Origin of the sequence: Geobacter argillaceus (assembly GCF_007830735.1) — a bacterium.
GTDB classification, from domain to species: Bacteria; Desulfobacterota; Desulfuromonadia; order Geobacterales; family DSM-12255; genus Geomobilibacter; species Geomobilibacter argillaceus.
Window position 1 is genome coordinate 169,781 of record NZ_VLLN01000003.1, and the last position, 13,503, is coordinate 183,283.

The 13,503-nt window shown below is 56.7% G+C and carries 14 protein-coding genes; 4 read left to right on the forward strand and 10 right to left on the reverse strand.

From position 1 onward, the window contains the following. Positions 1-44: 44 nt before the first annotated feature. The 4 genes from JN12_RS03695 to JN12_RS03710 all read left to right on the forward strand — a co-directional run bounded on the left by JN12_RS03695 (position 45) and on the right by JN12_RS03710 (position 4,968). Positions 45-1,070, forward strand: coding sequence for an agmatine deiminase family protein (locus JN12_RS03695; protein ID WP_145018338.1), 1,026 nt, complete (start codon positions 45-47; stop codon positions 1,068-1,070). Continuing rightward, entirely contained in the window at positions 1,067-1,951 is an 885-nt protein-coding gene (locus JN12_RS03700) for a carbon-nitrogen hydrolase (RefSeq protein ID WP_145018340.1), read from the forward strand. Before JN12_RS03695 ends, JN12_RS03700 begins: the two co-directional genes overlap by 4 nt. A gap of 40 nt (positions 1,952-1,991) precedes the next feature. Then, a complete protein-coding gene (locus tag JN12_RS03705; protein WP_145018342.1) occupies positions 1,992-2,522 on the forward strand; it encodes a DUF2721 domain-containing protein in 531 nt (176 codons plus the stop codon). A gap of 205 nt (positions 2,523-2,727) precedes the next feature. Then, positions 2,728-4,968: a HAMP domain-containing methyl-accepting chemotaxis protein gene (locus JN12_RS03710; RefSeq protein WP_246125739.1), complete on the forward strand. Its 2,241-nt coding sequence runs from the start codon at positions 2,728-2,730 to the stop codon at positions 4,966-4,968. Between the two features lie 18 nt (positions 4,969-4,986). On the opposite strand, the gene glgA is transcribed toward JN12_RS03710, so the two are convergent. The 10 genes from glgA to JN12_RS03760 form a co-directional block, all read right to left on the reverse strand. Further along, on the reverse strand, positions 4,987-6,471 hold the full coding sequence (gene glgA, locus JN12_RS03715) for a glycogen synthase GlgA (RefSeq protein ID WP_145018344.1): 1,485 nt from the start codon (positions 6,469-6,471) through the stop codon (positions 4,987-4,989). Between the two features lie 126 nt (positions 6,472-6,597). Further along, on the reverse strand, positions 6,598-7,650 hold the full coding sequence (locus JN12_RS03720; protein WP_145018347.1) for a hypothetical protein: 1,053 nt from the start codon (positions 7,648-7,650) through the stop codon (positions 6,598-6,600). Positions 7,651-7,723: 73 nt separating this feature from the next. Continuing rightward, entirely contained in the window at positions 7,724-7,975 is a 252-nt protein-coding gene (locus tag JN12_RS03725) for a hypothetical protein (RefSeq protein ID WP_145018350.1), read from the reverse strand. A 114-nt stretch (positions 7,976-8,089) separates the two neighbouring features. After that, on the reverse strand, positions 8,090-8,281 hold the full coding sequence (locus JN12_RS03730; RefSeq protein ID WP_145018353.1) for a hypothetical protein: 192 nt from the start codon (positions 8,279-8,281) through the stop codon (positions 8,090-8,092). 392 nt (positions 8,282-8,673) lie between these two features. After that, complete coding sequence (aroQ, locus tag JN12_RS03735; protein ID WP_145018356.1) at positions 8,674-9,117, reverse strand: type II 3-dehydroquinate dehydratase; 444 nt, start codon at positions 9,115-9,117, stop codon at positions 8,674-8,676. A 13-nt stretch (positions 9,118-9,130) separates the two neighbouring features. After that, positions 9,131-9,493: a roadblock/LC7 domain-containing protein gene (locus JN12_RS03740; protein ID WP_145018359.1), complete on the reverse strand. Its 363-nt coding sequence runs from the start codon at positions 9,491-9,493 to the stop codon at positions 9,131-9,133. Beyond that, entirely contained in the window at positions 9,472-10,500 is a 1,029-nt protein-coding gene (locus JN12_RS03745; protein ID WP_145018362.1) for a tetratricopeptide repeat protein, read from the reverse strand. Before JN12_RS03745 ends, JN12_RS03740 begins: the two co-directional genes overlap by 22 nt. A gap of 2 nt (positions 10,501-10,502) precedes the next feature. Next, positions 10,503-11,588 (reverse strand): 3-dehydroquinate synthase, encoded by a 1,086-nt coding sequence (gene aroB, locus JN12_RS03750; protein ID WP_145018365.1) that lies wholly within the window; start codon positions 11,586-11,588, stop codon positions 10,503-10,505. A 13-nt stretch (positions 11,589-11,601) separates the two neighbouring features. Beyond that, on the reverse strand, positions 11,602-12,783 hold the full coding sequence (gene aroC / locus JN12_RS03755) for a chorismate synthase (protein ID WP_145018368.1): 1,182 nt from the start codon (positions 12,781-12,783) through the stop codon (positions 11,602-11,604). 74 nt (positions 12,784-12,857) lie between these two features. Next, entirely contained in the window at positions 12,858-13,502 is a 645-nt protein-coding gene (locus tag JN12_RS03760; protein ID WP_145018371.1) for a hypothetical protein, read from the reverse strand. Between the last annotated feature and the right edge of the window lies 1 nt (position 13,503).

Below are 13,503 nucleotides of genomic sequence, written 5' to 3' on the forward strand. Positions count from 1 at the left end.
TGCTAACCATGCCTTATTACTCTTTGCAGGAGCCGTAGGAATCGATGACCACACGTTGTTTGCCAGCCGAGTGGGCGGAACAGGACGGCGTTCTCCTGGCCTGGCCTCACCGGGAGAGCGACTGGGCACCGTGCCTGGACGCCGTTGAACCGGTATTCTGTACCATCGCCACCGCCATAAGCCGGTTTGAAACAGTTCTCATCGTCGCACCCGACCAGGCCGGAGTCCATGCCCTGCTCAAGAATGCCGGGGCAACAATGGAACGGGTCAGAATCGTCGAGATTCCCACCAATGACACCTGGAGCCGGGACTTCGGTCCTATTACCGTCCAAGAGAATGGCACGCCGCTCCTTCTCGATTTCGGCTTCAATGGCTGGGGGCTAAAATTCGCCGCAAACCTGGATAACCAGGTGACCCGTCTCCTGGCGGAAGCCGGTGCTTTCAGGCCAGAGCGGCGCACCGTCGGCATGATCCTTGAGGGTGGGAGTATCGAGAGCGATGGCTGCGGGACCATCCTGACAACGGCCGAGTGCCTCCTGAACGCGAACCGGAACCCCCATCTGACCCGGAAAGGGATCGAGCAGACACTGGAAGAGGAGTTCGGCGCCGACCACGTTCTCTGGCTGGAAAACGGCTACCTGGCAGGTGACGATACCGACTCCCACATCGACACCCTGGCCCGCCTCTGCCCGGACGACACGATCCTGTACGCCGCCTGCGACGACCCCGGCGACGAACACTACCCGGCCCTGGCTGCCATGTCAGAGGAGTTGGCCACCTTTCGCACGCGCAAAGGAAAGCCGTACCGCCTTATCCCGCTCCCCTGGCCCGCTCCGAGCTTCGACACGGACGGCGAACGGCTGCCGGCCACCTATGCCAACTTTCTGATCGTCAACGGTGCCGTTCTGGTTCCGACCTACGCCGACGCACGGGACGAAGAGGCTCTCGCAGCAGTCCGCCTGGCCTTTCCTGATCGGGAGATAATCGGCATCGATTGTCGCCCGCTCATTCTTCAGCACGGCTCGCTGCACTGCGTCACCATGCAGCTGCCAAGAGGCACCCTGTCATGAAAACCCTGCTCACAGGACTGGTCCAGCAGAGCTGTTCCGACGATCGCAGCGCCACTGTCGCCAAGAGCGTGGCCGGCATCCGCGAGGCCGCAGCAGCCGGTGCCCAACTGGTGGTGCTGCAGGAACTGCATACCACCCCCTATTTCTGTCAGACCGAGGATGCCGCCCTGTTCGACCTTGCGGAACCGATTCCCGGCCCGTCATCGGAGCTCTTCGGCGCCATCGCCAGGGAACTGGGGATCGTCATCGTCACCTCCCTTTTCGAGCGGCGCGCACCGGGCCTTTACCACAATACGGCAGTCATCCTGGAACGGGACGGCACCATTGCCGGCACCTACCGCAAGATGCACATCCCCGACGATCCGGGCTATTATGAAAAGTTTTATTTTACCCCCGGCGACCGTGGGTTCACACCGGTGAAAACCTCGGTCGGTTCGCTCGGAGTGCTGGTCTGCTGGGACCAGTGGTATCCCGAAGGAGCCCGTCTCATGGCCCTCGCCGGGGCAGATCTGCTCATCTACCCCACCGCCATCGGCTGGGACCCGGCCGACACTCCGGAAGAGCAGGAGCGACAGCTTGAGGCCTGGATAACGGTCCAGCGGGGCCATGCCGTAGCCAACGGCCTGCCGGTGGTGGCTGTCAACCGCGTCGGATTCGAGGCCTCGCCCGGAGCAGGTGACCAGGGGCAGCGCTTCTGGGGAAACAGCTTTGTGGCCGGCCCCCAGGGGGAGTTTCTGGACCGGCTGCCGGCAGACCGCGAAGAAACCAGGGTAGTTGCCATCGACCTCACGAGAAGCGAAACCGTGCGACGCACCTGGCCGTTCCTGCGGGACCGGCGGATCGATGCATACAGCGACCTGATGCGTCGCTACCGCGATTGAGCTTAACGCCACCACCACAACGACGAACCTATGGTTTATTATGGAAAAGCAATTCCTGGATGCCCTTTCCAGTACCCACATCCTGCCGGCCATGATCACCCCGGCGGTCCTCATTTCGGCCTGCGGCACCTTGATCTTTTCCACGTCCGGCCGGCTCGGCAGGGTCTTCGACCGGGTCAACACCATGAAAGCCGAACTGGAGGCTATTCTCTGCGGCACCATTTCCATTCCCGAACTACGGCTGATGCATATCCAGGAGCAATTAACCGTCCAGAAAATCAGGGCAGTCCTGATCCGAAAGTCACTGGCCGCCCTCTATACTGCCACGCTCCTCTTCATCGGCTCCAGCCTGGCTGTTGCGCTCAACGCTGCCTACGGCTCGGACAGGACCGGCTGGATATCATCTCTCCTCGCCCTGAGTGGCGGTCTGTTCCTGTTCGCTGCCAGCGCCCTTCTTCTCTATGAAAGCCGTTACAACCTCCTGTTCATTAATCGTCATATCGACTTCATCGCCTCTCTGCCTGAAACGGCAGCCGCCCCTTCTACTGCCCCCTGCAATCAAACAACTTAAGGATTTCCGGAATCAGTCGATACCCAACTGTACGGCCTATTTCACATGAGAAGACCTCAATCATCTTGCCGGCATCAGCTAAACTTGCTATAAATCTGTTATCAAGAAGTCACGGCAAGAGCGGACAATAGAACAATTCTTGCACCTTCAACACTTTAACTGGGTCCGTCCTGCACCAAGAGCGGCCCGTGAAATGGAGTAACCCGTGCGACTGGGTCAAAAACTGGTCGGATTATTTCTGGTAATGGCGATGATCGTCTTCGGCACCGGGGTGTTCGGCATCTGGAGCCTCAGCAAGGTAGGGACAAACATTCAGCAGGTTGTCAAAAGCCGTGCCATCCAGGAAAAACAGGTGGTACTGATGAAAACCACCCTGAACGAATGCCGTGTCCACCTGCTGGAAGCGGCTCTGGTCCGCGCCAATCTCGATGACTTCGAAGCTTCCAAGGCAGATTACGAGACAAAACGCGACCGTTTCATGAACTACTGCGACCTGATCATTAAGGGAAGCAGCAAAATTGGGCTGCCAGCCTCCCCTAAAGGGAGTACCATGGAAGTGCAGGTAACTGCCATCCTCAAAGAGTTCGGGGCGTTTTCCGTTACAGCGAACCACCTTTTGGAGCACAAGGCCCTCCTGCTGAAACAGATTAAACCCGGAGTATTCGGCCAGGCAGTCATAAAGGCCATGCAGGACGAGGACCTGAACCGGCTCACCCGCTCAGAGCTCCCCGAAGTGAGCGAGATGGTCATGTCGGCCGTTGACGACCTGTTGATAACAGTCACGGGGTTGATGAGCCAAGCCAACAAGGATGCAGACAGTATCGAGCAGAAAGCTACCGTCACCTTCGTTGCCGTTATCATCAGCGGCATTCTGCTCGCGTTCGCCCTCGGAACCTTTGCCACCAGGACTATCGTCGGAAGAGTCACCCAGATGGGACGCGGCCTTGCCAAAGGGGCAGACGGAGACCTGACCGTTCAGGTAACGGTCGATTCCTCCGACGAGCTCGGACAGCTTGGTCGCGACTTCAACTCCATGGTGGAGAAGTTGTCCGCCATGGTCAGCAACGTAAACCGCTCCATTACGGAACTCAGCCTGATCGCGCGAAACTTCAAGGATATAGCCAAACGCGGGGTGAATGCTGCGGAAGTGCAGTCAGAGGGAGTACTCCAGACTTCTTCGGCCATCATGCAAATAAACTCTTCCATCAATGGTGTGGCCCAGGCCATGGACAGCCTTTCCCTGTCGGCATCCGAAAGCTCCTCTTCAACCATGGAACTGGTGGCGAGCATCGAGGAAGTGGCACTCAATGTGGAGACCCTGTCGCAGGCAGAAGAAGAGGTCAGTTCCTCAATGACCGAAATGGCCGCGTCCATCCGTCAGATCGACGCAAGCGTTGCCAGCCTGGTAGAGGCGTCCATGACAACGGCAACGTCCGTGGTCACCATGGACTCTTCAATCAAACAGATCGAACTGAATGCCGCGGCCAACGCCCGCATCTCCGGTGAAGTTCTGAAGGATGCCGAAATCGGCAAGGCATCTGTCGAAGCAACCATCGCCGGTATCAACGAGATCAAGCGCTCCTCCATAATCACGTCCGAGGTTATCAGCTCCCTCTCGGAAAAGAACGCCGACATCGGCGCCATCCTCTCGGTCATCGACGAAGTTGCCGAGCAGACAAACCTTCTGGCCCTGAATGCCGCAATTATCGCCGCCCAGGCCGGCGAGCACGGCAAAAGCTTTGGTGTAGTGGCGGAGGAGATCAAAGACCTGGCCGAACGGACCAGCAGTTCCACACGGGAGATAGGCCAGGTCATCGACGGTGTCCAACAGGAAGTACGACGGGCCGTTGAATCGATCAACCAGGCGCACAAGAGCATCGCGGAAGGGGAAATACTCTCCCAGAAATCGGGGGAGGCGCTGAACAAGATTGTGGAAGGGATCACGGTGGCATCGGCCCAGATGGATGAAATCGCTCGCGCCAGTGGGAATCAGGCAAACGAAAGTCAACTGATCCGCAAGGCCATGGACCGGGTGGCCGAAATGAGCAACCAGATTGCCGGTGCCACCAGCGAACAGGGACGCGGTACCGATCTGATCATGGCGGCCGTGGAGAAAATGAAAGAACTGAACACCCAGGTGCGGAGCTCTACCCGCGAACAGACCAAAGTGGGAAATTTCATCGGTAAATCGACCGAAAACATCACGACCATGATCAGGAAGATCAAGGTGGCCTGCGACGAGCAGACCCGGGGCAGCGGCCAGATCGTCCATGCCGTGGCCGGAATCCAACAGTCAACCGAAATCAACCTGGAAGCGAACCGAATGACCGAGGAGGCGGCCAAGCGCCTGACTCAGCAAACCGAACTCATCCAGTCAGCTCTCCACAACTTCAAGATTGCAGAAGATGAAGAAGCCGACAAAGGTTCCGCCCCGCTCACATCCTGACGGCACTGTTGTCGCCAGTTAGTTACCCGAACATCTCTGTCTCACGGCCCGGCGGTACAAAGCTTCGTACTTCAGGGCTGCTTCCTGCCAGGTAAACCGCTTCTCCATGGCGTTGCGTATAAGGCTGGCCATCGCCTCAGGGCAGTTGTACCATGTATGAACCGCCCAGCCAACAGTATCGAAAAGCGCGCCGGCCGTCAGCGCCTGAAACTTGAAACCGGTGCCGTCAAGATTCTTCTCATCGAAGTTTTCCACACTGTCATCCAATCCACCGGTAGCTCTGACAATCGGCAACGTCCCGTAACGCAGACTGTACATCTGATTCAGCCCACACGGCTCAAAAGCAGACGGCATCATGAAAAAGTCGGCCCCGGCTTCAATCTGATGGGCCAGAGGATTGCTGTAGCCGATTCGACAGCCGAACTTCTCCGGAAAAGCAGCCATGATGTCGCCAAAATAGAAATGTGCCCACGGCTCGCCGGCACCAAGCATGACAAACTGCAGATCCAGCGCAAGGATACTGGGGATCGCCTCTGCCAGGACATCTATCCCTTTCTGCTTCACCAGCCGCCCCACCATCCCGAGCAAAGGCACCTCCGGTCGCACCGGCAAACCGAAGGTCCGCTGGAGGGACTCCTTGCACAGCCGTTTCCCGGAAAGATCTGCCGCTGAATAGTTTGCCGGGATAAGGGGATCGGCCTCCGGATTCCACTCGTCATCGTCGACCCCATTGAGGATGCCGACAAGATCAGCCGCCCTCTCCCGAACCACCCCCTCCAAGTCCCAGCCGAACTCCGGAGACTGCATCTCACGGGCATACCCCTCGCTCACCGTGTTCAGGAGTGTGGCATGGTACATCCCCCCTTTGAGAAGGTTCACCTGATTATCCTTCTCCAATCCGAGGAAGGTAAAATGCTCCCACCCCACCCCGAGGACTTCCATTGCACCGGGATAAAAACTCCCCTGATGTTGCATATTGTGCACTGTCAAAAGGGATGCTGCCCCGGACAGATTCGGGTCGTTGCGGTAGGTCGTGTTGAGCAGCAACGGAATAGCTGCCGTGTGCCAGTCATGGGCATGGACAACATCCGGGTGAAACCCGATCATTTTGCACAGCTCCAGAGCCCCCTTGGAAAGGAAAATGAACCGGTTGTCGTTATCAGGATAGGCCTCGTTATGCTCGTCGTAGAGCGCGGAACGGCCATAGTACTGCTCGTGATCCAGAAAATAAACGGGAACATCGGTACCCGGCATCCGCCCCTCATACACCCCGCAGTACTGATTGCCGATAATCCCCATCGGCACGGTCAGCACACCGGGAAGCTGCCGGAGACCGAACCGTTCCCGGTCCACCCGGTAATAACGGGGCATTACGACCCGTACGTCGTGCCCAAGAGCAGCAAGGTGCTTGGGCAGCGCCCCCACCACATCGGCCAACCCACCTTCTTTTGCAAACGGCACCGCCTCGGAGGCGGCAATCAGGATTTTCAACGCAGTACTCATCGGCTTGATTTCACTCCCTGCAGATCATAAATGTAGAAGGCCGCAGCTTAGGGCAGGTAACCGGATTTTGGCAACAAAAAAGGGGCGGCACAGGCCACCCCTTTCAGACGCTACCATATAGCAGAGTTACTTTTTCTGCGTTACTGCCTTTCTTGCCGGACCGTTGATCCTGATGGCAGCCGCAAACTCCATCCAGAAAATCAGGTAAATGGAGACCATGAGGGAGAGACCGATATTCTGGTTCTCGGCACCGAGGGCTTTTGCCAGTATCGGGGAGGCAAACCCGGCCCCAAGTGTACCGGTGGCCCGCTCAAGGAAGTAGAATACTACCAGGGTCGCCAGCGTACCACCGATCATCAAAGCGATACCACGTCCACGCTTGACCCAGTACTTCGGGGAGAAGCCAAACATCCGCATGAAGATCACCACCCAGATGATCCAGACCGAGTAATCCACTGCCGCGTCGGGAAGCGCCAGCTTGTTCTTCACCAGCACGACCTCAAGTACGGTGACAACCCCCAGGAGGGTGAACATCCAGGAGAACTTCTCGTCTGCCTGGCTCTGCCAGTTGCGGCTGTCCGGGGCAGTGACCTCTTTCGAGGAGTGGCTGTGGGTCCCGAGGGCCGAGAAAAGGATGGCAAACCAGATGCCGGCATTGTGGAAGAGGAGGGATGCATGGTTACCGGCTACGTTGGCGATACGGGCCATGGGGTCGCGGGCGAAGTCTGCGGCAATGCGCATGAGAAAGAGGTTTACCACCACCGAGCAGACCATGATGACCGTGACGGTGAATATTCGCCTCGGCAGCAGGTATGGGTCGACCCGGTCCGGAAAACCGAGAATGAACGCGAACCAGATCAGAAACATGATGAATGGAATGCCGAAACAGATGCCGTACACCGAGTTGCCGGCAAAGTCGCCAGACTGGGCATAGATGATGTGCTTCTCTTTGACTGCCGGGTCACTGTTAGCAGCCTTGACCACGTCCTTGGGCATTTTTTTCACGTGGGGCAGCAGCCCCATCATGTACCAGCCATGGTCTCCCTGGGTTGTGTCCACCACCCAGTACTGCTCGCCCATCATCTCGTCCAGTCCCTGGAAGATCCGCATGGAAAACGTGGAACAGAGCGTCACCACGACCAGGAGCAGTATGGCGTTTTTAAGACTCATCGGGGTCATTGTTGTATCCTCCTGACTAACATCTGGTTCAAGGTTCAAGGTTGAGAACCCGGCAAGTGGCCTTGAACGTTAACTATTCTTTGTGGGTGGTCCAGAACATGGACACGGCATTCGCCGCAAACAGCCCATAGAGCCACATCGTGTTCCAGGCAGGACCGGACCAGTGACTGCCGCGTCCGCCACCAACCACGCCGGAAGCGACTATGATGCCGACCATGGCCGTGAAGGCAACCATGGCCACGGCCCGCAGAATCGCGCTGTTCCGCCAGGTGTGACGCTCCAGCTCCTCGATGCGTGACAGAAGTTCAAGCTCTTTTTCGCTCATGTCTTTTCTCCTTTATCGTTGAAGTGATAACAAAAACCGTTGCCGCAGCCAGTGAGGCAGCTAGAGCAAAATCGTGCATGTGGAGCGTCAGAAGATAGAGCATGGCAATTCCTTTCAGCAGTTCAGAGGTTGGAGAGAATCGGCCGGAAAGCGGTCGGCCAGTTCCTTGTATTTCGGGCAGTCACAGTAGCGACAGCTGCAATAGCGGATGATCATGTTCACATCGTAACTGGAGATATACCCGCAGCCGACATCACAGTAGTCATCGTTTTTGCCATAAAATGGACAGATTTTATCCGTCGCCATAAACGTAGCACCATTGCCGCTTAAGTTCGCACGGACCCGGGAGCGATCGTCACCGCCCCCAGGGTGAATCCGTGCAGATAGGAGTAACAATGTTTACAGCTTAAGCAACCGCTGTACCAACTTTGTCAACCCCAATATTAATTATACATTACAGCCAGTTACACACTAACAGCGCGACAACGGACGAGTTTAAATTAAAAAGGTTTGCAGATGTGCAAATAGCGCTGAACCATGGGGTCGCGACACGGAAGAGATTTGGCTTAAAATTACAAAGGAATAGCAGCGAAGAGCGCCTTACTGGCGTGAAGGGTAACCTGAGCAACTGGATTGCATGGATGCAAATCCGTAGCGTGTATTTGCAAAAATGCAAATCAGGTGAGGATTGAGGACTATCAGCGGGCCTTGCCCCGGATGTGCCGGACCAATGCCTCCAACCCCAGGAGATAGCTGTCAGGGCCAAAACCGGCAATCTGTCCTATGGCAACCGGTGCAATGAAACTATTGTGACGGAACGGTTCACGGGCATGAATGTTTGAAAGGTGCACTTCGACCACCGGGAGACCGATAGCCGCTATGGCATCCCGGATGGCAATGCTGGTGTGGGTGTAGGCTGCGGGGTTCATGAGGATGCCGTCATGACTTGCAACAGCGCCTTGGATGGCGTCGATTAGCGCCCCTTCCGAGTTTGATTGAAAAAAATCGATGCTGGCACCAAGTTGCACGGCCAGTTCGGCAATTGCGGAGTTGATGTTAGCCAGCGTGACGGTGCCGTATACTCCCGGCTCACGGGTACCCAGAAGGTTCAGGTTTGGTCCATGCAGGACGAGGATTTTCATACATGCTCCCAGGTCAGGTAAGAAGTTCAGATATCCGGGGTGCTTCCTGCCGGAGCAGGTAGCGCCCCTTGCCGGAGTTCCCGTCAGGAGCCAGCAGGAGGAGCAGAAAGAACTCGTCGTTTACGGTTCTCACCAATACCTTCACTTTGACAGTCGTAACGCTTAACTCTTCCATTGCCCCGGTTTTCAGCACTTCAATGGTCTGCCGAACCTCCTTCATGAGGTTTGCATACTCAACGACCAGGAGTTGCACATCGAAATCAGCCGAGTCAGACAGGTAGTCATCGATGGGAATGCCGTCGTACCCCATGATGGAAGCGCCGATTGCACCGGTTGTACTTTCCACCAGCTCCTTCAGTGTAGCTTTGAACGACATTCTTTCATCCTCCCAATGCTTGCCAGCCACCCCTCAAGAGTCGCTACCAGCGCCTGCCGCCGATGGGCTGGGCGGGCCTGCACGTCGTCATCGCCCACACCGGCGACGCCCAATTCGGGAAGCGGGCTCGGTTCAACAAAGGGCGGAGCGGGAACTTCCGGGTGGGGGACTTCGCTACTGTTGCGTTCCATGGAAAGCAACTCGTTCAGGCGAACCAGGAGATCAGTGTCCATGGGATGTTGAGCAACGAGTTGACGATAAACGCCGATGGCGAGATCGTTGAACCCCTGTTTCACATAAAGCTCGGCCATGGTGGCAGAGACAACGGGAGCATGACCGATAGCCGACTCATCCTGGTTCGGTGCCCACTCATTTTCAGCAACCTCTTCCAGTTCTTCAATGATGCAGTCATCAGTAAGCTCATGAATCTCTTCATCCAGTTCACTTGACTCTGTAGCAACCGCGGGCATCTGTTCGGCAAAAAACAGCTCTTCACCAGATAAGTTTGTACCGAATGAATCTGCCCCGGAAATATCGAACTCACCCGATCCCGTCGTTTCAGCTATTGCCACCGCGTCTGAAACGCCTTTCGTTCGTGCAAGGGAGTCCAGAATCACCCTGCTTTCAAGGTCATTAGGCGCCAGGTCGAGGACGATCCTGAGCGCCGACTCGGCAGCAGCAGAGTCACCGGCATCGGCGTAGATCTCGCTCAGGATACGCTGGGCCTGGACGTTTTCCGGCGTAATGCGGGCCACATACTCAAGTGCAGTCCGTCCCTCCCCTTTGAGCCCCAGTTCGTGGCAGGCAAGCCCAAGTTCAAGCTGACCGGCCACCAGGTTCGGATGGCGGCCGGTTCCCCGCTTAGCCACAGCCAGAGCATCATCCGGGAGCCCCAGCTTGCGGTAGAGCTTTGCCAGGGGAATAAAGGCATACGAATCGGGATTGCGCTCCAGAATCTCCTCGTACAGTTTAATGTCGGTCCAGAATGAGGTTTTGTCTTCGCCCATGCCTACCCCCCAAGCCCGCAACGAGCCAGCAGATCCTGCAAATCTGAAACGGTGGCGATGGTGTACCCGCCGATTCCCCGGTTGAAGACGAAGTTGAGCCCCTGATCGCGACTCTTCTTATCCTTGAGCAGCGCATCCAGGTACTGCGCTAACGGAAATACCGGCAAGACAACCGGCAGATTCAGGGCGGTCAAAAGGGCCGTGACCCTGGCAGCGTCAGCTTCGGAGGCATAACCGAAGGCCACGGACAGTTGCGCGGCCCGGGCCATGCCGATAGCGACTGCCTCTCCGTGAAGATATTGCCGGTAACCGGTCAAAGTTTCAACAGCATGACCGAGCGTATGGCCATAGTTGAGAACCGCCCTGAGCCCCCCTTCCCGTTCGTCCTGTTCGACAATGCCGGCCTTGATGGCACAGGAGCGGGCGATGATCGTCCTGAGGATATCCTGATCCCGTCGCAACAGGGGAGTGGTGTTGGCTTCGAGTAGCTCGTAAAAAGTCCGGTCCAGGGCCACGCCATATTTGACGACTTCGGCGAGTCCTGCCAGGTATTCCCGTTCCGGGAGGGTCTTGAGGGTTTCCGTATCGACCAGCACCAGGCGGGGCTGGTGAAAAGCGCCGATCAGATTCTTGCCACGGGGATGGTTGATGCCGGTCTTGCCGCCGACACTGCTGTCAACCTGGGCAAGGAGGGTCGTCGGCACCTGGACGAAAGGAATGCCGCGAAGAAAGGTCGCCGCAGCATAGCCGGCCATGTCGCCGACAACGCCGCCGCCCAGAGCCACGATAAAGCCGTCACGCGTCACGCCGCCTTCGATGAGCCGGTCGTAGATCGAGTTGAGGGTGTCGCTGTTCTTGTACTGCTCGCCATCGGCGATTTCCACCTCCAGCACGCCAAATCCAGCAGCTTCGAGGGACGCCTTGACGGTGGGCAGGTACAATGCGCCCACCGTCGGATTGGTGACTACCGCCGCCCGCTTTCCCAACCCGACAGCGTGACAGAGCGGACCTATTTGAGGCAGCGTCCCGGTACCCACCTGAACCCGGTAACTCCTGTCGCCCAGACCAACGGTAACGATCTCCCCCATCACAACTCCCAATTCAAAACTCGCTCAGGTACTCGACATATGAAGCATAGTTGCGCTGCATCTCCGCCACACTGTCGCCACCGAATTTCTCAATCATCGCTTCGGCCAGGGCAAAGGCCGTCACGGCCTCCACCACCACCGCCGCCGCCGGCACGGCGCAGACGTCCGAACGTTCAACCGTTGCCTCGTATGACTCCTTGGTATCGATATCAACCGACCGCAGCGGCTTGTAGAGGGTGGGAATCGGCTTCATGGCGGCCCTGAGCACGATATCCTCGCCATTGCTGATCCCGCCTTCGATACCGCCGGCGTTGTTGGTTTTGCGGTAGAACCCGGTCCGCTTGCCTTTGACGATCCTGGCCGAGTCGTAATAGATCTCGTCATGCACCTTGGAGCCGGGGAGACGGGCGGCATCGAAGCCGCAGCCGATCTCCACACCTTTGATGGCCTGGACCCCCATAACTGCGCAGGCCAGGCGGGAGTCGAGCTTCCGGTCCCAATGGGCGTGACTGCCCAAACCGGCCGGGATGCCGCTCACCACAACCTGGACAATGCCACCCACCGAGTCGCCGGCCGCTTTCATCCGGTCTATATGTTCCTTCATTGCGGCTTCGGCAACCGCATCATAGGTGTAAAGCTCCGAACGTGCGGCCATCTCCACCAGATTCTGGAGCGGGAGATTGGGACGTTGGGCGACAATGCCGCCCAACTCGGCGACAAAACAGTTGACCGTAATCCCGAACTGGGCAAGAAGGGACTTGGCAACGCTGCCAACCGCAACCCGTACCGCTGTTTCCCGGGCGCTCGCCCGCTCCAGGATATTCCTCACGTCCCGGTGGTCGTATTTCATGGCTCCGGGAAGGTCCGCGTGGCCGGGCCGTGAGCGGGTAACGCGGATCTTGTCGTTCTGGTGCCGCTCGTAGGGAGACATCTTTTCCTGCCAGTTCTCCCAGTCGCGGTTTTTCACCGCCAGGGTCACCGGCGAACCGATGGTCTTGCCCCAGCGGACGCCGGAGAGAATCTCCACCTGATCCTTTTCAATAAGCATCCGCCCACCGCGACCGTAGCCTCCCTGGCGGCGTGCAAGGTCAACGTTAATGGTCTCTTCGGCAACCGGCAGGTTGGACGGAAGCCCTTCGATGATGGCGGTCAGTTGGGGGCCGTGGGATTCACCGGCGCAAAGGTAACGAAGCATTATATCTCCACTCTAAAGAAATGCCAGGGATACCCTGGCATTTCTAATCATCTTCAATTTACATTAAATCTGCTTCAATAGCCAACCGAAACGTTTACTGACTTGCCCGCACTGTCCGTAATTGTAATAGTAGCAGTTCGCAAACCAGTAATGAGCACATTGTTCGTAATACTCACTGATGCACCAGTTGCTGATACACCGATATTAGGAGTGCTAGATGACGCAGAGTATGGAGAGATCCCCCCCGAAATTGCAACCGTCTTAGCTGTTCCAACTGCGTCAGTCACAAGAAATGCAACCGCAGTAGGGGTAGCACTCAGCGAAGCTATGGCAGGAATAGTTATTCGCTTAAACTGCGTCAATGAACCTGTTTGAGCTGAGACATCAATAAAAATAGGTTCGGTGCCTTGCTGCACAGATTTGGATATAAATGTAATAGCACCAGAGCTATTTACTTTTTTTGTTTGCGAAAAGCTACTTATTCTAATTGTCGGCGTATAAATATTTTCTGAATAAGATATTTCTGTACCTGTAGGGTCTTTGGTCGGATGCTTATAGGTTACCGTACTTTCAGCGTGGGAATAACCTCCTGAATCGTCCACCTTGGTAGCAGTCATGTCTAGACTGCCAATCAAGTCGCCATCGCCTGAGCCACAGCCCTGAACGGTAAAAACTATTACCACCGTGAGTACGCGTAATAAGCTAAAGAAAATTTTCATC